Genomic DNA, 17,389 nt, shown 5'->3' on the forward strand with positions numbered 1-17,389 from the left:
TCATTATTGGGTTTTCGGCTTGCGTGACCCATGCCCCGCTGCTATAAAGACTCACCCGTGCACGTGCCGATGATCCATCACACGCATGCGTGGACACCGACCGAAGGGTCCATCGCCTGGCTGCGATGGATTCCGGTTACTTATTCCGCGGTCCAGCCGCAAAGGGAGTTTATTAATGAACAAAACCGAATTGATCGATGCCGTCGCCGACCTTGCCGATCTGTCCAAGGCCGATTCCGGTCGTGCCGTCGATGCCGTCGTCGCTGCTGTCACCAAGGCCCTGAAGAAGGGTGACACCGTCACCTTGGTCGGCTTTGGTACCTTCCAGGTGCGTGAGCGCGCCGCCCGCACTGGCCGCAACCCCAAGACCGGCGACGCCATCGCCATCGCCGCATCCAAGAATCCTTCCTTCAAGGCTGGTAAAGCCCTTAAGGATGCCGTAAACTAATCTGCTCGCTAGGGTGCTTAGCTCAGCGGTAGAGCGTCTCCCTTACACGGAGAGGGTCGGGGGTTCGAAACCCTCAGCACCCACCAGCACCAGATGGTTCAAGACGTTTCTGCGGAGTGGTAGTTCAGTTGGTTAGAATGCTGGCCTGTCACGCCGGAGGTCGCGGGTTCGAGTCCCGTCCACTCCGCCATTAACATCGAAAATCCCCGGGAAACCGGGGATTTTTTTGTCCCGGGGCCGACCTTGCGATAGTCGCCTGGAGCGCAAATAAATTTTAAAAAAGTCGCAGTCACCCCTAGCCGAAGCGGAATGCAGTCGCTATACTTTCGCTCCTTCGCGGAGTGGTAGTTCAGTTGGTTAGAATGCTGGCCTGTCACGCCGGAGGTCGCGGGTTCGAGTCCCGTCCACTCCGCCATTACATGCAACAAGCAAAAGCCCGCCTTCCGGCGGGTTTTTTGTTTCTGGCGCCGCCACGGAGACTACCGCCGCCCCCCGTAGTGAGCCGCCACAGCGCCGCGAAGCGCGGTAAACTTGGCGGCTAGACGAAATCAGGCAAGTGCGCCCATGCTGCAAAAACTCCGCGACAAGACGACCGGCTGGATAGCTACGCTCATCCTCGGCCTGCTGATCATCCCGTTCGCCTTCGTAGGCGTGAACGAATACATGACCGGCGGCAACGCCGACGAGGTCGCTACCATCAAGGCACCGCCTTCCTGGTGGAAGTCCGCGCCGGCATGGTGGCCAGTGTCGCTGGCATGGCAGCATGAAGAAGTCACCATCGACGAATTCCGTACCCGCCTGGAACAGGTGCGCCAGCAGCAGCGGCAGGCGCAGGGCGACGATTTCGATGTGCGTGCATTTGAAAGCAAGGAAAACAAGCTCGCCATCCTGCAGCAACTGATCGACCAGAAAGTACTGGCGCTGGTGGCGACCCAGGAAGGCGTGGTGGTCGGTGACGCGGCGGTGCGCGACAGTATCGCCAGCGTTCCGGCGTTCCAGGTCGACGGCAAGTTCAACAACGAGCGCTACCAGATGCTGCTGGCATCGCAGGTACCGGCGATCCAGCCGTTGGCATTCCAGGAGCAGGAGCGCGAGCGCCTGAAAATCTCGACGATTCCCGAAGGCATCGCCAGCTCGGATTTTGTTACCCAGGGTGAGATGGACCGGCTGCTGAAACTGATGCTGCAGACCCGCGATGTGACCCTGGCGGTGTTGCCGCCGGCGACCGCCGCCGATGCGCCGGTCAGTGACAAGGACATCACTGCCTGGTACGAAAGCCATGCCAGCGAATACGTGCGCCCAGAAACCGTGCAACTGGAGTATCTGGACATCAACACCGGTGCAGGCGCCGGGCAGGCGGTTGTCGCCGACGAAGCCACGTTGCGCAAGCGCTATGAAACCGAGAAGGCTCGCTTTGCCAGCCCCGAGCAACGCGTGGTGTCGCACATCCTGATTGCCGCGCCGGCCGATGCCGATGCCGCAACCCTGAAAAAGGCCGAGGACAAGGCCAGGTCGCTGGCCGACCAGGCCAGGCAGTCGGGTGCCGATTTCGCGGCGCTGGCCAAGGCCAATTCGGAAGATCCAGGTTCCAAGGACAATGGTGGCGAGCTGCCGCCTTTCGCCAAGGACGGATCGATGGTCAAGCCGTTCGAGGATGCAGCATTCGCCATGCAGAACGTCGGTGACATCAGCGGACCGGTCAAGTCCGACTTTGGTTACCACGTGCTCAAGCTGGATGCGATCCATGCCAGCGCCGGCAAGTCGTTCGAGGAAGTGCGTGACGAACTGGCGCGCGAGCAGGCCGAAGCCGATGCCGAACATGCCCACAACGATCTCGCCGGTCGCGTAGTCAATGAAGTATTGAAGAACCCGACCTCGCTGGCATCGGCGGCCAAGGCCACCGGCCTGCAGGTACAACGCACCGAGCCGTTCTCGCGCAACGCACCGAGCGGCATCGCTGCCACGCCGGCGGTACTGCGCGCGGCGTTCTCGGATGCGCTGGTCCAGGACGGCACGGTCAGTGACCCGATTGAAATCAGTCCGAACCACAGCGTGGTGATCCGCGTGGTCAAGCACACTCCGGAACAGGCATTGCCGCTGGCCCAGGTGCGCGATGCGGTCAGCGCCGCGGTTCGTGCCGATCGCCAGGACAAGGCTGCGGAAAAAGCCGCCGACGCGCTGATGGCTCGGGTACAGAAGGGTGAGTCGCTGAAGACGCTGGCTGAAGCACAGCAGCTGCAGCTCAGCGAAATGCCCACCGTGCAGCGCGGCATGCCGATGCCGACCGCCGAGGCCAATGCGGCAATCTTCGCGGTGCAGCGTCCGGCCGAGGGCAAGGTAAGCACGGGCAAGATCAAGTTGGGACCGGCGACGTATGCGGTATTCGCGGTCAACAAGGTCAGTGACGGCGACCTGGCCCAGTTCCCTGAAGCGCAGCGCCAGGGCATGCAGCAACAGCTGGCGCAGCTGAAGGGCAACACCGCCACCCAGGCGTTCGTCGACAGCACACGCAAGCAGTACAAGGTAACCGTGATGGAAGACCGCCTGTAATACGGTGCCCATCGCTCCATCGAAAAAGCCCGGCAACGCCGGGCTTTTTTGTAGCGGACAAATTGTCGATACTCGATCGATACACGCCCGTGCTATTCCGTGTGGCGTATTGCCATGCACGGGCTGGCCGGAGGGCATCACACTGGAATTACCGATGATGACGACCAGTCACGGCAAGCCCGGATCGAACAGATAACCCGAAACCAGTATTACCGCCGCTGGCCCAGGCTAGCGAGCAGCGATGCCCCTAGGGAAGATCTGAACAAATCAACTGTCTTTCGTCATTCCGGTGAATGTCAGGTTATCCATCCTCTACCAATCGATGAGTACCCATGCTGGATCCCGGCTTTCGCCGGGATGACGACATTGTTCAGACGTTCACCAGCGTGTCTAACTGTTCGCCACGCGGCAACTTTCGCTGCAGCACGGTAGCCAGCAACAGGACCGCTGCCAACAGCGCAGGCGCAGCGACCCAGCCAGTCACTCATGCCTCTGGGAGATTATTCTTCACCCAGGCCGGTCATGCCGACGATGTTGTAGCCGGCGTCCACATACGTCACTTCACCGGTGACGCCAGCAGCCAGATCCGAACACAGGAAGGCGCCGACGTTGCCGACGTCCTCGATGGTGACCGTGCGGCGCAGTGGGGCATTGGCTTCGACATGGCCGAGGATCTTGCGGAAGCCGGCAATGCCGGAGGCGGCCAGGGTCTTGATCGGGCCGGCGGAAATGGCGTTGACGCGGATGCCTTCGGCGCCCAGGTTGAGGGCCAGATAGCGCACGGTGGCTTCGAGGCTGGCCTTGGCCACACCCATGACGTTGTAATTCTGCAACGCGCGTTCGGCGCCGAGGTAGCTCAACGTCAGCACTGCGCCCTTGCGACCCTGCATGGCCGGTCGTGCGGCCTTGGCCAGCGCGGCCAGCGAGTAAGCAGAGATGTCGTGCGACAGCGCGAAGTTTTCCCGGGTCAGGCCATCGAGGAACTGGCCGGCGATGGCTTCACGCGGGGCGAAGGCAATGGCGTGGACCAGGATGTCGAAGCCATCATTCCAGCGCTGGCCCAACTGTTCGAAACAGGCGGCAATCTGCGCGTCGTCGCTGACGTCCAGCGGCAAGACAATATCGCTGCCGTATTCGGCGGCGGCTTTCTCGACGCGACTCTTGAGTTTGTCGTTCTGGTAGGTGAAAGCCAGTTCCGCGCCTTCGCGGTGCATGGCCTCGGCGATGCCCGAAGCAATGGAACGTTCGCTGGCGATACCGGTGATGAGCGCGCGCTTGCCTTGCAGAAAACCCATGTTGTTTCTCGCTGGTTGAGCAATCCGGCTATTTTGCCATGGCGCGGCCCATCGCGTGATCCCGTCACGGGTGCCGTGCCACGCCTCAGTTCAAGTCATCCAGCGCCAATACCATTCCGGGGCGCAACACGCTGCTGGCCGACAAGCCGTTGCGGGTCAGCAGCTGGCTGGGCTTCATGCCGTAGCGGCGGGCGATCAGCCAGACCGATTCGCCGGGACTCACTGTGTGTGAGCGGCGGTTGCTGGTGGTGGAAGCGCCAGCCGATGAAGCGGCAACGGTGGTGGCCGCAGCGACCGCGGCCGACGCATTGTCGGCCGCTGCCGGGGTGACGGCGGCGCCAGCCATGGCCGTTGCCAGCGCAGGGCTGCCAGCAACCGGAGAATTGGCCGGTCCCGCTTCGGCCAGTACCCGGATCGGCTTGCCAGCCGGAATCCGCTCCTTCAGCGCCGGATTGATCCGGGACAGGAAACCGGCGTCCTGCTGTTGTGCGGCGGCCCACGCCTGCAAGCTGGAGACATTGGCTGGCAGCGGCTGGGCGACCAGCTGCGGCACCGTGCGATTGAGTTGTTGCGACCACTCTTCGCGTTCGCCAGCCTGTTGCAGCAGGCAGCTCAGGGCCTGCAGTTTCTGTACGTAGGCGTAGGTAATCTTTGACAGGCCCGGCAATTCGGCGGGTCTGGCGTTCTGCGCGTTCATCCCGGCCCGGCGCATCGACTGCAGGACCCGGTACTCACCGGCGTTGTAAGCCATTACCGCCAGCCGCCAGTCGCCGCCAAACATGCCATGCAGGGTCTTCAGGTAGCGCACCGCCGCCTGGGTCGAATCCACCGGCGACAGCCGGCCGTCGTACTGCTTGCCGACAGGCACGCCATGGTTGCGGGCGGTCAGGGAGATGAACTGCCACAAGCCCGCCGGTCCGGCGGAACTGCGGGCGGCCGGCTTGTAGCCGCTTTCGACGAAAGGAATCAGCGCGTATTCGGTCGGCAGGTTGGCGTCGCGCACCGCATCGACCACGTAGCCGAACAACGGCAGCAGATCGTCATCCTCCCGCGCCAGCCGGGCCGGCGCCTGGCGGAAGTGCTTGCGCCAGACACCACCCTTGACCGGTGGCGCGCAGACCGGTTCGGCCAGGCCTTCTTCGAAATGCTGGTAGATATCCAGACCGGTCAGCGCGGCCGGCGCGGCGACGTCGGTGGTTGTCGGCTCGATGCCTGGTTGTGTCGTGGCGGGGGCCGCCAGCAGGCTGGTGGGGCAGGCAAAGGCCAGCCCGAGCGCCACAAGCGCACGCCGGATCACGCGCGGAAACCGTCTTTCCAGCGCCGCAATTCGGCGAATGCCTGGACCCGGTCGCCCGGCTCGGCGCCCAGTCGCTGCTGCAGCGAGGCGCGGATGGCGGGGTCGTCGATGCGCAGGAACGGGTTGGTCTGGCGTTCCAGTGACAGCGGGGTCGGCAGGGTCGGTTGGCCATTGCGGCGCATGATCTTTGCTTCCTCGGTTCGTTCCCGCAATGCCTGGTTGCCGGCATCCACGGTCAGGGCGAAGGCCGCATTGGCCAGCGTGTACTCATGGCCGCAACATACCCGAAGATCGGCGGGCAGGGCGGCCAGGCGGTCAAGTGATTGCAACATCTGCGAGGCGGTACCTTCGAACATCCGCCCACACCCCAGGCTGAACAAGGTATCGCCGGTGAACAGGTGGCGTACCGGTGCCGGGTCCTGCTGGACCATGGCGATGTGGCTGCGGGTATGCCCCGGCACCTCCAGAACCTTGAACTGCCAGCCTTTCAGCTGGATCAGGTCGGCTTCGCCCACCCACTGGCAGGGCCCGCTGATCCGTTCGTCGGAAGGGGCGTAAACCGGCAGCCCGGGCCAGCGCTCACGCAGCGCCGGCAGGCCGCCGGCATGGTCAGGGTGGTGATGGGTGATGAATACCGCCAGCGGGCGCAGGCCATCGCCGGCCGCTGCCAGTACCGGCGCGGCATCGCCGGGATCGACGATGATCGCATCGCCTTCTTCGTCGGCCAGGGCCCAGATGTAGTTGTCTTCGAAGGCCGGAATGGCGTGCAGGGGCATGGCATCACTCACAGGAGGCGGACGCGCGGGAGGGCCGTCCACTACAATCCCGACCATGCCTCCCCCAGTGCCACACCGTCAACCCGATGCCCTGGGATGGTTCGCCACGCCTGCCGGCAGCCTGCTGGCCGAGGCAGAGGCGACGATGGTCGCGAAGCTGCTGCCGGCCTGGTCCAGCCAGCCATGGCTGTGGCTGGCACCCGGACCGACGCAGGTCCGCCAGCCCGCGGCCGTCGAGCATCCGCGCGCCTTGCTGCTGCAGGCCGACGGCAGCGGCTTTTCCGGCAGCGTGCGATGCGGGCTGCCGCTGCCACTGCCGACCGAGTCACTGCGCCATATCGTCGTCCAGCATCTGCATGAGACCGGCTCGCCGACCTTGCTCGAGGAATGCGCGCGGGTGCTGGAACCGGGAGGACGACTGTGGCTGTTCAGCCTCAATCCCTGCAGCCCCTATCGCTGGCGCTGGCGGCACAGTGATCTGCGCAGCCACGGGTTGGCCCATTGGCAGCGCCAGTTGCATTCGGTCGGCCTGCAGCCGGTGGTTGGTGCCACGCGGTATCTGGGCCCGCTTTGGAGCACCAGCGGGCACTCATCGGCCGGGCTGTTGCGATTGCGTGCGGCATGCCTGCTGGAGGTGGAAAAGCGGGTAGCGGGATTGATTCCGCCGGCGGCCGTGCCTGCTTGGCGCAGCAACGCCGCCCAGGCCGGGACCGGTCTGGCCAGTTGGCCGCACATGCGCCAGAAGAAAAGCATCCCCACTCGGAGAAGTTCCTGTCCATGAAGCAAGTAAGCATCCATACCGACGGCTCGTGCCTGGGCAATCCCGGGCCAGGCGGCTGGGCGGCGTTGTTGCGTTACCAGCAACGCGAGCGTGCCATCTCCGGTGGTGAAAGCCAGACCACCAACAACCGGATGGAGCTGATGGCGGCGATCATGGCATTGGAGACCCTGACCGAGCCGTGCGACATCACCCTGCACATCGATTCGCAGTACGTCCGCCAGGGCATCACCGAGTGGATGCCGAGCTGGGTACGGCGTGGCTGGAAAACCGCCGGTGGCGGGCAGGTCAAGAATCGCGACCTGTGGGAGCGCCTGCATGCGGCCTGCCAGCGCCATCAGATTGATTGGCGCTGGGTGAAGGGCCATTCGGGCGATCCCGACAATGAACGCGTCGACACGCTGGCGCGCACCGCCGCTCTCGGTTTCCGAGACGCGGCCGTCGTACGCTGACGCCATGCCCGAAGTTTCCCTCCCGCCGACGCCGCGGTTGAAATTCCAGCGATTGCGTGCCGAGTCGACCGCCGACCAGGTGTTCATGCTGCGTCTGCTCAACGAACCGGCGTTCCTGAGCCACATCGGCGATCGAGGCGTTCGTACCCTGGATCTGGCCCGCGATTACATGCATGCGCAGGTGGTACCCGACTACCGCCACCCCGGTCAGGGCTTCCATCGGCTGGCATTGGCCGAGGGCAACCAGCCGGTTGGCATCTGCGGCATCATCCAGCGCGGCTGGTTGCCACACCCGGACCTGGGCTATGCGTTGCTGCCCGAGTTCAGCCGGCACGGCTATGCGCGTGAAGCCGCGCGTGCGGTCCTGGAATACAGCCGGGCCGCGCTGGGACTGGGCAGGGTGCTGGCCATCACCCATACCGACAACCAGCCCTCGATCCGATTGCTGGAAGCCCTGGGCTTCCATTTTGAAGGCACCACCCAGGCCCCCAACAACGATCGCGAACTGAACCTGTTCGCGTCAGACCCCACTGCTGCGAGGTAATCCATGCGTCAAATCATTCTCGACACCGAAACCACCGGCCTGGAGTGGAAGAAGGGCAACCGCGTGGTTGAAATCGGCTGCGTCGAACTGATCGAGCGCCGGCCCAGTGGCCGCACCTACCACCAGTACATCAACCCGCAGCGCGAGTTCGAGCAGGGCGCAGCCGAAGTGACCGGCCTGAGCCTGGATTTCCTCAGCGACAAGCCGTTGTTCGCCGACATCGCCGATGAATTCCTGGCGTTCGTCGATGGTGCTGAAATCATCATCCACAATGCCGCGTTCGACGTCGGCTTCCTCGACTACGAGTTGTCGCTGCTGGGCGAGCATTACGGGCGGCTGCGCGACCGTGCCAGCGTCGAGGACTCGTTGCTGATGGCGCGCCAGCGCTTTCCCGGCCAGCGCAACTCGCTGGACGCGCTGTGCAAACGACTGGGCGTGGACAATACCCATCGCCAGCTGCACGGCGCGCTGCTGGATGCGCAGCTGCTGTGCGAGGTCTATCTGCACCTGACCTCGGGACAGAGCGAAATCGGCTTCGACGGCCTGGAGGAAAAGCCGGCCACGGTCGTGGTGGCGGTCAGTTTCGCCGATCTGCCGGCCTCGGCGCGGCCGCGGGTGCAGCCGACCGGGGCCGAACTCAACGCCCACGCGGCGCGGCTGGAGGTGCTGCGCAAGAAGGCCGGCGGCCGCTGCATCTGGGATGGGGTGGAAATCGAGGCCGCGGTCGAGGCCTGAGGCGCGTTGACCTGCGGGTGGCCGCGGTTGCTCAGTGGCAGCGCACCAGCACCGCGGTGACGTTGTCCGAGCCACCGCCATCGAGCGCCGCGGCTATCAGGGTATCGACGCATTCCTGCGCGCTGCAGTCATCCTGGCGCAGGGTCTCGGCAATACCGCGATCATCGACTTCTTCGGTCAGGCCATCACTGCATAACAGCAGCTGCATGCCCGGACGCAGTTCGCCGGTCATGGTTTCGACATTCAGGTGGCGCGGGTCGGTCACCCCCAACGCCTGGGTGACCACGTTGCGATGCGGATGCTGGCGGGCCTGTTCGTGGGTCAGGGCGCCCTGGGCAATCAGTTCCTGGACATAGCTGTGGTCCTGGCTGAGCTGGGCGAGTTGGCCTTCGCGCCAGAGATAGGCGCGGCTGTCGCCGACCCAGGCCACCTCGAAACGGTTGCCATGCACACGCACCGCGACCACGGTGGTGCCCATCGGCAGGCTGTCATTGCGCCGGCGCGAAGTGCGGATGATCTCCTCGTCGGCAATCCGGATCGCCTGTACCAGCGGGGTGCCATCACGGATTTCGCGGACAATCGTCTCCCGCGCCAGCGCACTGGCCACCTCGCCGCAGGCATGGCCGCCCATCCCGTCGGCGACCAGCCACAGCCCCAGCTCGCTGTCGCCGTAGTAGGTGTCCTCGTTGAGCTCGCGGCGCAGGCCGACGTGGGTGATGTGCCCGAATTCGATCATAGAAGGGGAGACTGGTCTGTTCAGTAACGTAAAACGTAATGATCCGGGCGCGGCGGACACAGGGCAAGCGATCCGGGCGAAGTGTCAACCCGGTCACGCCAGAGAGCGCCCGGCTTTACAGAAATCGGCGTTCGACGGCTTGTCCAGAACCACCCGGCCCCGTATCATGCACGGCCCCTGACCCGCGTCGGGGAACCACCGGAGAGGTGGCAGAGTGGTTGAATGTACCTGACTCGAAATCAGGCATACGTTAATAGCGTATCGGGGGTTCGAATCCCCCCCTCTCCGCCAGATACGCATGAGCCCGCGCAAGCGGGCTTTTGCGTATCTGGCGGAGAGGGATGGACCTCAAGAGAACCCCGGTTCGACAGAACGGCAGGATTGCCGTTCTGCACAGCCGCAGGCTGCCCGCAGGACGAGGGCCATGGATGGCCCGAGTGACAGAACGGCAGGACAGCCGTTCTGCACAGCCGCAGGCTGCCCGCAGGACGAGGGCCACAGATGGCCCGAGTGACAGAACGGCAGGACAGCCGTTCTGCACAGCCGCAGGCTGCCCGCAGGACGAGGGCCACGGATGGCCCGAGTGACAGAACGACAGGACAGCGGTCCGACAAAGCCGCAGGTTGTCCGCGGCGCGAGGACGAGCCTGCTCCGCTGAGTCTCACGACGTGGCGCCCTCGCCACCACCCCCCGCCGGACAGCGCGCCGCCGCCGCCAGTCCCGGCGCTGTTTCGTCAATCTCGCTAAACTGTCGGCCTCACACACAGCCGGTCTTCCCCCATGTCCGAAATCCTGGTCCCCGTTTCATTTGGCGAACTGCTCGACAAGATCGCGATCCTGCAGATCAAGTCCGAGCGCATGACTGACGAGACCAAGCTGGCCAACGTGCGCAACGAGCTGGCGGCGCTGGAGAAGACCTGGATGGCGCATCCCGCCGCCGGCAACAACATCGTCGAACTGCGCGCGCAGCTGAAAGCGGTCAACGAGCGTCTGTGGGTGATCGAAGATGACATCCGCATCAAGGAAAAGGCCCAGGCCTTCGACGATGAGTTCATCAAACTGGCGCGCAGCGTGTACTTCGAAAACGACGAGCGTGCCCGTATCAAGAAAGACATCAACGTGGCGCTGGGCTCAAGTTACGTCGAGGAAAAGTCCTACCAGGACTACAAGAGCGCCGGCACGCCCTGATCAATCAGGGAAACCCCGCGCCAGTTCGCGGGTCAATATCGCGGCTGGGATTGGCCGGCAACGGGCGGCGCTTTCGCCTGCCCAATGGGCTGAATAGTCGCTGCTGCCGCGTGCCTCGGCGGCCTGCCGCAATGGCGCACTGACCGCCGCCGCCAGCGGGAAATCCGGTACCGCCGGATTCAGCGGCCCCCAGGCACGCATCGCGTGATTGACGATGCCGCGCGCCGGGCGCCCGGTGAATACGTTGCTGATCGCGGTCTGCCGTGCCGCGTCCGATGCCAGCGCCTGGCGGTGCAGTTCGGAGGTGTCGGCTTCGGGGCACAACAGATAGGCGGTGCCGACCTGCACCCCGGCGGCGCCCAGCGCGATGGCCGCCGCCACGCCGTCGGCATCGGCAATGCCGCCAGCGGCAATCACCGGTACATCCACCGCCGCGCAGATCTGCGGCAGCAGCGCGAACAACCCCATCTGGGTGCTCACCTCATCCGTCAGGAACATGCCGCGATGGCCACCGGCCTCGGCACCCTGGGCGATGATCGCGTCCACGCCCCGCTGCTGCAGCCAGCACGCCTCGTCGACCGTAGTCGCGCTGGCGATGATCGTGCACGGCCAATGCCGCAGGCGGGCCAGCAGATCCGGTGCCGGCAGGCCGAAATGGAAACTGATCACGGGCGGTTGCAGGGTTTCCAGCACGCCAGCGGTATCGGCATCAAACGGCCGGCGTTCGCTCTGGGTGACGATCTGGCCAGGGTCCAGATCCAATGCCCGATAGTCGTCCCGCAGGTATTCCCGCCATGCCTGCAAGCGCGCAGGCTGGGCCGGCGGCGGTGGATGGCAGAAGAAATTGAGGTTGTACGGACCTTTGTCATGCACGCGCAGCGCCTGCACTTCCGCTCGCAAGGCGTCGGCTGACAGCATCGCGCAGGGCAGGGCGCCAAGGCCACCGGCGTGGCTGACCGCAGCGGCCAGGCGATGGCCCTGCACGCCGGCCATGGGCGCCTGCAACAGCGGAAACTCGATACCGAGCCGTTGCCGCAGACGGTGCATGGCTGCGCTCATCGCGCTGCCATCGGCGTGGGTTCAACGGCCATGGTCGTGGCGGTAGCGCTCGAAGGCGGCGATCGCATCGTTGACCGTCACCAGATCCATCACCTCATCGAATTCGATCTTGCTGCCCCATTTCAGTTCGCTGGCCGGCTTGCCGAGGAATTTACGCGCGGCGGCATCGTAGCGGTCCACGCAATAGGCGACGCTGCTGTACGGACCGCTGCGCAGCGGGTTGCTGGCCGCGTGCAGTCCCAGCACCGCGGTGCCGACGGCATTGGCAATATGCATCGGGCCGGAGTCCGGGCTGACCAGCAGGTCGGCGCGTTGCAGCAATGCCGGCAACTGTTTCAGGGTGTCCTTGCCGACCAGGTCCAGCACCGGTTGGCGCATGGCCGCGATGATCGCATCGCTGGTCTGGCGTTCCAGCTCGCTGCGCCCGCCGCACAACACCACCCGCCAGCCACGCTCGGCGGCGTGGTCGGCCAGCGCCGCGTAGCGGTCGGCATACCAGTTGCGGCGTACGTGGCTGGAGCAGGGTGAAATCATCAGCACCGGCGTGCCGTCCGCGGGCCATTGCGCGCTCGCCCATTCGTGTGCAGGTTCACTGATCGGGAAATCCCAGACCACGCGGTCCTGCTTGAACCCCAGCGGCTCGCAGAAGCTGCCGATCGCGTCCAGCACATGGATGCCAGGGCGGTCGGGGATGCGTTCATTGATGAACAGTCCATGCAGATCCTTGGACCGTGAGCGGTCATAGCCGATACGCCGCCGCGCCGGCACGAACGCCGACAGCACGTTGGCGCGGAACGCCACTTGCATCTGCAGCAAGGCATCGAAGGGCTGCCCGGGCAACTGCCGGCGCAACGCCCGCATGCCGGCCAGGCCGGTGTTCTTGTCGTAGACATGGAACTCGACCCCGGGCACGTCCTCCAGCAGCTTGTATCCGGCCCTGTCGATGATCCAGTGCATGCGCGCCTGCGGCAGATGCGTGCGCAGGGTGTGCAGCAGTGGCAGCACATGGGTGACATCGCCCAGCGCGGACAGCCGCAGCAGGCACAGGGAAGCGGGAATATGCGGATCGTTTGGCAACTGTTGATAGACTCGTTGGATGACCGGTTTTGATGCCACTGAATCTTTGACCCCATTCCGTGAAGGCGCGGGCTACGGGGCGATTCTGTTCGACCGCAAGCATCTGCGGCAAGTGCAGCCTGACTGGTTTGTACCGGAAAAATGGGGCGCGCGGGCACAACCGGTGCAGGCAGGCGGCCGCGGTGGCGCCTGGTTCATCGATGCGCCTTCCAGCCAGTGCGTATTGCGGCACTATCTGCGCGGCGGCCTGGCCGCGCGCGTGAGCCGTGACCGCTACCTGTGGCAGGGCAACAATCGCACCCGCAGTTTCGCCGAATTCAGGCTGATGCGCGCGTTGCAGGAAAAAGGCCTGCCAGTGCCGCGGCCGATTGCCGCCCAGTACGTGCACGAAGGCATGTTCTATCGCGCCGCGATCCTGATGGAACGGCTGCAGGACGTGCAATCACTGGCGACCCTGGCCCAGCAGCGCGGCAGCGACGCGCCGTGGGATGCGGCCGGCCGGCTGATTGCACGCTTCCATCGGGCCGGTCTGGACCATGCCGACCTGAATGCCGACAACATCCTGTTCGATGCCAACGGCAAGGGCTGGCTGATTGATTTCGACCGTGGCCGGCTGCGGATACCGGCCACCCATTGGCGCGAAGCGAATCTTTCGCGGCTGCGGCGCTCTCTTCTGAAGTTGCGCGGTGAGCGCAGCACGGAGGACGTGGTGAACGATTTTGCCCAGCTCAAGCGTGGTTATGACCTGGCCTGGTCGCGGGGGGTGTGATGCGGCATTGGCAGCTGCGGTTCCATGGGGTTGGCAACGCCAGTGCGGTCGAGCTGGGCTCGGCGATGGCGACCATCGAGCGCGATGGCGCGCCGTGGCTGACCATCGATTGCGGCGCCGAGGGCCTGGACCGCTGCCTGGCCGACTATGGCACGCCGCCAGCCGCGTGGTTCATCACCCATACCCACCTGGATCATGTCGGCGGCTTCGAGCGGCTGTTCGTGCACAGTTACTTCAACACGCCGCCCGCCAGCCGGATCCGCTTGTACGTACCCGCCAGCGTGGTGCCGTTACTGCACCAGCGGGTGGCCGATTACCCCAACGTGCTGGCCGAAGGCGGGGTCAACTTCTGGGATGCATTCCAGCTGATTCCGGTGGGCGCCGCATTCTGGCATGACGGCCAGCGGCTGGAGGTCTTTCCGGTACGCCATCACTGGCCGGAAACCGCCTACGGCCTGCGCCTGCCGGGCAGTCTGGTCTGGACCGGCGACACCCGGCCGATTCCGGAAATGCTGGCCAGATTCGGCGACCGCGATGAGTTGATCGCCCATGATTGCGCGCTGCATGGCAATCCTTCGCACAGTGGCATCGATGATCTGGAGCGCGAATACGCACCCGGACTGCTGCAGCGCTGCGTGCTGTATCACTACGCCAGCGCCGGTGATGGACAGGCGCTGGCGCAGCGCGGTTATCGGGTGGCGACGCCCGGTAGCATATGGCCGCTGACCGCACCGGATACCGGAGTGGGCGGGCCATGAACAAGCTTCCTGCCGTGCCATCGACAAGCACCGGTCCACTGGACCAGCTGCGGCGACCCCTGCGTGACCTGCGGCTGTCGGTGATCGAGGCCTGCAATTTCCGTTGCGGCTACTGCATGCCGGCAGACCAGGTGCCGGACGACTACGGCCTGGACAATGCCTCGCGGCTGTCGTTCGACGAAATCGAGACACTGGTGCGTGGCTTTGTCGAACTGGGCGTCAGCAAGCTGCGCCTGACCGGTGGCGAGCCGCTGTTGCGCAAGGGATTGCCGGCATTGATTGAACGCCTGGCGCGGATTCCGGGGCTGGACGATATCGCCTTGACCACCAATGGCTCATTGCTGGCGCGGCAGGCAGCGGCATTGCGTGATGCCGGCCTGCGGCGGCTGACGGTCAGCCTGGACGCGCTGGATCCCGATGTTTTCAGCATGCTGTCCGGTGGCCGCGGCAACGTTGCCGACGTACTGGCCGGCATCGATGCGGCAGTCGCCGCCGGTTTCGAACGGATCAAGATCAACACCGTCGTCCAGCGCGGCGTCAACGAACAGGAACTGCTGCCGCTGCTGGCGCATTTCCGCGGCAGCGGGCATGTGGTGCGTTTCATCGAGTTCATGGATGTCGGCAACTCCAACGGCTGGGCGATGGAAAACATGCTGCCTTCGGCGGAACTGCGTGATCGCATCGCCCAGCGCTGGCCCTTGCGCCCGTTGCAGCCCAACTATGTCGGTGAAGTCGCCAACCGCTATGCGTATGAGGATGGCGCCGGCGAGATTGGTTTCGTCAGCTCGGTCAGTGCGCCGTTCTGCGGCGATTGCCACCGCGCCCGGGTCTCGGCCGATGGCCGGCTGTTCACCTGTTTGTTCGCCGGCGAAGGTACCGACTTGCGTCCGGCGTTGGCGCAAGGGCGTGAAGCACTGGTCACCGCCGTCGCCGCACGCTGGCAACGACGTGACGACCACTACAGCGAACTGCGTGGCCAGGCCGCCGTGCGCAATCGCAAACACGTGGAGATGTATCTGATTGGTGGCTGACGGGGTCGTCAGCACCTGCAAGGAGAGAGCAATGAGCAACAGTCGTAGCCCCCGCAGCAGCAAGGCCGCCGGCAAGGTACTGGATCTGCCGCGCGCGCAGCTGACCCATATCGATGCCGGCGGACGCCCGGCGATGGTCGATGTGTCGGCCAAGGCGGTGACCACGCGTGACGCCACTGCACGGGTAAGGGTCAAATTTCCGGTTCGGGTGGCCGAAGAACTGCATCGCAACGGCCTGCGCAGCGCCAAGGGCGGCATCATCGATACCGCGATCATTGCCGGCACCATGGCGGTCAAACGCACCCATGAGCTGATTCCGTTCTGCCATCCGTTGCCAATCGAGGGTTGCCGGATTACCGCCGACTGGGAAAGCGACACCGCGCTGCGCATTGAATGCAGCGTGCGCACCACCCATCGCACCGGTGTCGAGATGGAAGCACTGACCGGCGCCAGCGTCGCCGCATTGACTGTCTACGATATGTGCAAGGCGCTCTCGCACCGGATCGTCATCGGCCCGCTGCAACTGGTCAGCAAGCACGGTGGCAAGCGCAACGTGGAGCCGGGCAAATGATCGAGGTCAAGGTCCGCTATTTCGCCAGCCTGCGCGACGCCGCCGGCACCGAGCAGGAAACCGTGCAGACCGATGCCGGCGATCTGGCCGGTCTGTACCGCCAGTTGCAGAGCCGGCACGGTTTCAGCTGGCCGCAGGCGCACCTGCGGGTGGCGGTGGCCGATGATTTCGCGCACTGGGACGACCCGCTGCGCGAAGGCAGCGAAGTGGCCTTCATTCCGCCAGTCAGTGGAGGTTGAGATGAAACGTTTTGCCTTGGCCGACAGCGCCATCGACAGCGGCGCACTGCGCCAAGCTTTGCTGCATCCGCAAGCAGGCGGCTTTGCCAGTTTTGAAGGCTGGGTGCGCAACCACAACGACGGCCGTCAAGTGCGGGGCCTGCGCTACGAATCGTACGTCGAACTGGCCGAGAAAGAGGGCGAGCGGATCATGGATGAAGCCATGCAACGCTTCGACATCCTCGACCTGCGTTGCAGCCACCGCATCGGCGATCTGGCGATCGGCGACATGGCCGTCTGGGTCGGCGTCAGCGCCGCCCATCGCGATGCCGCCTTCACTGGCTGCCGCTGGGTCATCGACGAGGTCAAGGCACGCGTACCGATCTGGAAACACGAAGGCTACATCGAAGGCGATGCCGGCTGGCTGCATCCGCGCCAGGCCGAGTGAACATGTCCGGACAGAGGTCGGGCAACGGCAACAGGCGGGCAATCGAAAGACATTGAACAACCCCGAGGGTCGTCATCGCAGCGAAAGCCGAACAACCCCGAAGTCGTCATCCCCGCGAAAGTCGAACAACCCCGAAGTCGTCATCCCGGCGAAGACCGAACAACCCCGAAGTCGTCATCCCGGCGAAGGTCGAACAACCCGAAGTCGTCATCCCGGCGAAGGTCGAACAACCTCGAAGTCGTCATCCCGGCGAAGACCGAACAACCCCGAAGTCGTCATCCCGGCGAAGGTCGAACAACCTCGAAGTCATCATCCCGGCGAAGGCCGAACAACCCCAAAGTCCTCATCCCGGCGAACGCCGGGATCCAGCTTTTAGAGGATAGCGATCGTGCTGCGTATTCTTAACCGCTGGCGTTGAAATGATGCCGTCGCCACGGCGGGTAGCAATGAATAGCCCGGCTTGAACCACCCGAAGCCCGGAAAAGGTGGCGGCCCCGCCGCGCCGTGTGTTCCTGCCGCTGGCGTTGAAATGATGCCGTCGCCACGGCGGGTAGCAATGAATAGCCCGGCTTGAAACTGTCTATTATACACATCTGAAGCTGCCACCGAGGCCCATTTGGTAGAATCCAGCGGGCACCAGAGACCCACTAAATAAATAA

The 17,389-nt window shown here is 64.5% G+C and carries 20 protein-coding genes and 4 tRNA genes; 17 read left to right on the forward strand and 7 right to left on the reverse strand.

Annotation, left to right across the window (positions count from 1 at the left end; genetic code table 11):
• The first annotated feature begins 175 nt into the window (after positions 1-175).
• The 5 genes from ABB29_RS15035 (at position 176) to ABB29_RS15055 (ending at position 2,998) form a co-directional block, all read left to right on the forward strand.
• Positions 176-448 (forward strand): HU family DNA-binding protein, encoded by a 273-nt coding sequence (locus ABB29_RS15035; RefSeq protein ID WP_057660492.1) that lies wholly within the window; start codon positions 176-178, stop codon positions 446-448.
• A gap of 11 nt (positions 449-459) precedes the next feature.
• A tRNA-Val gene (locus ABB29_RS15040) sits at positions 460-534 on the forward strand.
• A 27-nt stretch (positions 535-561) separates the two neighbouring features.
• A tRNA-Asp gene (locus ABB29_RS15045) sits at positions 562-638 on the forward strand.
• 148 nt (positions 639-786) lie between these two features.
• Positions 787-863, forward strand: a tRNA-Asp gene (locus tag ABB29_RS15050).
• Positions 864-1,012: 149 nt separating this feature from the next.
• Positions 1,013-2,998 (forward strand): peptidyl-prolyl cis-trans isomerase, encoded by a 1,986-nt coding sequence (locus ABB29_RS15055; RefSeq protein ID WP_057660493.1) that lies wholly within the window; start codon positions 1,013-1,015, stop codon positions 2,996-2,998.
• A gap of 500 nt (positions 2,999-3,498) precedes the next feature.
• Here the strand turns inward: ABB29_RS15055 and ABB29_RS15060 are convergent, their stop codons facing one another.
• From ABB29_RS15060 to gloB, 3 genes are all read right to left on the reverse strand, one after another.
• Positions 3,499-4,293 carry an enoyl-ACP reductase FabI gene (locus ABB29_RS15060; protein ID WP_057660496.1) on the reverse strand — a complete coding sequence of 265 codons (795 nt, stop codon included), beginning with the start codon at positions 4,291-4,293 and terminating at the stop codon, positions 3,499-3,501.
• 85 nt (positions 4,294-4,378) lie between these two features.
• On the reverse strand, positions 4,379-5,587 hold the full coding sequence (locus ABB29_RS15065; protein ID WP_057660547.1) for a lytic transglycosylase domain-containing protein: 1,209 nt from the start codon (positions 5,585-5,587) through the stop codon (positions 4,379-4,381).
• Entirely contained in the window at positions 5,587-6,366 is a 780-nt protein-coding gene (gene gloB, locus ABB29_RS15070; protein ID WP_057660498.1) for a hydroxyacylglutathione hydrolase, read from the reverse strand. The genes ABB29_RS15065 and gloB overlap by 1 nt, the downstream gene beginning before the upstream one ends.
• A 55-nt stretch (positions 6,367-6,421) precedes the next feature.
• Between gloB and ABB29_RS15075 the strand changes: the two genes are divergently transcribed.
• From ABB29_RS15075 to dnaQ, 4 genes are read left to right on the forward strand one after another with little or no spacing between them, the layout of a single operon-like run.
• Positions 6,422-7,147 carry a class I SAM-dependent methyltransferase gene (locus tag ABB29_RS15075; RefSeq protein WP_157062682.1) on the forward strand — a complete coding sequence of 242 codons (726 nt, stop codon included), beginning with the start codon at positions 6,422-6,424 and terminating at the stop codon, positions 7,145-7,147.
• Positions 7,144-7,596, forward strand: coding sequence for a ribonuclease HI (rnhA, locus tag ABB29_RS15080; protein ID WP_057660504.1), 453 nt, complete (start codon positions 7,144-7,146; stop codon positions 7,594-7,596). Before ABB29_RS15075 ends, rnhA begins: the two co-directional genes overlap by 4 nt.
• Positions 7,597-7,600: 4 nt before the next feature.
• Positions 7,601-8,140: a GNAT family N-acetyltransferase gene (locus tag ABB29_RS15085; RefSeq protein ID WP_083487967.1), complete on the forward strand. Its 540-nt coding sequence runs from the start codon at positions 7,601-7,603 to the stop codon at positions 8,138-8,140.
• A gap of 3 nt (positions 8,141-8,143) precedes the next feature.
• Complete coding sequence (dnaQ, locus tag ABB29_RS15090; protein WP_057660508.1) at positions 8,144-8,875, forward strand: DNA polymerase III subunit epsilon; 732 nt, start codon at positions 8,144-8,146, stop codon at positions 8,873-8,875.
• 31 nt (positions 8,876-8,906) lie between these two features.
• Here the strand turns inward: dnaQ and ABB29_RS15095 are convergent, their stop codons facing one another.
• Positions 8,907-9,611, reverse strand: coding sequence for a PP2C family protein-serine/threonine phosphatase (locus tag ABB29_RS15095; protein ID WP_057660511.1), 705 nt, complete (start codon positions 9,609-9,611; stop codon positions 8,907-8,909).
• Between the two features lie 200 nt (positions 9,612-9,811).
• Between ABB29_RS15095 and ABB29_RS15100 the strand changes: the two genes are divergently transcribed.
• Positions 9,812-9,902 (forward strand) — tRNA-Ser (locus ABB29_RS15100).
• A gap of 489 nt (positions 9,903-10,391) precedes the next feature.
• Positions 10,392-10,799: a DUF6165 family protein gene (locus tag ABB29_RS15105; protein WP_057660512.1), complete on the forward strand. Its 408-nt coding sequence runs from the start codon at positions 10,392-10,394 to the stop codon at positions 10,797-10,799.
• Here ABB29_RS15105 and ABB29_RS15110 read toward each other — a convergent pair whose 3' ends face one another.
• Positions 10,800-11,858, reverse strand: a complete 1,059-nt coding sequence (locus tag ABB29_RS15110) for an NAD(P)H-dependent flavin oxidoreductase (RefSeq protein WP_211260759.1) — start codon at positions 11,856-11,858, stop codon at positions 10,800-10,802.
• 21 nt (positions 11,859-11,879) lie between these two features.
• Positions 11,880-12,917 (reverse strand): glycosyltransferase family 9 protein, encoded by a 1,038-nt coding sequence (locus tag ABB29_RS15115; protein ID WP_157062688.1) that lies wholly within the window; start codon positions 12,915-12,917, stop codon positions 11,880-11,882.
• Positions 12,918-12,954: 37 nt separating this feature from the next.
• On the opposite strand from ABB29_RS15115, the gene ABB29_RS15120 reads away from it, so the two are divergent.
• The 6 genes from ABB29_RS15120 to ABB29_RS15145 are packed head-to-tail and all read left to right on the forward strand — an operon-like array spanning position 12,955 to position 16,730.
• Entirely contained in the window at positions 12,955-13,704 is a 750-nt protein-coding gene (locus tag ABB29_RS15120; protein WP_057660513.1) for a 3-deoxy-D-manno-octulosonic acid kinase, read from the forward strand.
• Entirely contained in the window at positions 13,704-14,462 is a 759-nt protein-coding gene (locus ABB29_RS15125) for an MBL fold metallo-hydrolase (protein ID WP_057660515.1), read from the forward strand. The genes ABB29_RS15120 and ABB29_RS15125 overlap by 1 nt, the downstream gene beginning before the upstream one ends.
• Positions 14,459-15,493, forward strand: coding sequence for a GTP 3',8-cyclase MoaA (gene moaA / locus ABB29_RS15130; protein ID WP_057660517.1), 1,035 nt, complete (start codon positions 14,459-14,461; stop codon positions 15,491-15,493). The genes ABB29_RS15125 and moaA overlap by 4 nt, the downstream gene beginning before the upstream one ends.
• A gap of 31 nt (positions 15,494-15,524) precedes the next feature.
• A complete protein-coding gene (gene moaC, locus ABB29_RS15135) occupies positions 15,525-16,064 on the forward strand; it encodes a cyclic pyranopterin monophosphate synthase MoaC (protein WP_057660519.1) in 540 nt (179 codons plus the stop codon).
• A complete protein-coding gene (gene moaD, locus ABB29_RS15140; RefSeq protein WP_057660520.1) occupies positions 16,061-16,303 on the forward strand; it encodes a molybdopterin converting factor subunit 1 in 243 nt (80 codons plus the stop codon). The genes moaC and moaD overlap by 4 nt, the downstream gene beginning before the upstream one ends.
• 1 nt (position 16,304) lies before the next feature.
• On the forward strand, positions 16,305-16,730 hold the full coding sequence (locus tag ABB29_RS15145; protein WP_057660521.1) for a molybdenum cofactor biosynthesis protein MoaE: 426 nt from the start codon (positions 16,305-16,307) through the stop codon (positions 16,728-16,730).
• 372 nt (positions 16,731-17,102) lie between these two features.
• On the opposite strand, the gene ABB29_RS16600 is transcribed toward ABB29_RS15145, so the two are convergent.
• Positions 17,103-17,389, reverse strand: a 287-nt coding sequence (locus ABB29_RS16600) for a hypothetical protein (RefSeq protein ID WP_211260760.1), incomplete at its 5' end; no start/stop codon positions are given.

Origin of the sequence: Pseudoxanthomonas dokdonensis, assembly GCF_001431405.1 — a bacterium.
Lineage (GTDB): Bacteria > Pseudomonadota > Gammaproteobacteria > Xanthomonadales > Xanthomonadaceae > Pseudoxanthomonas_A > Pseudoxanthomonas_A dokdonensis.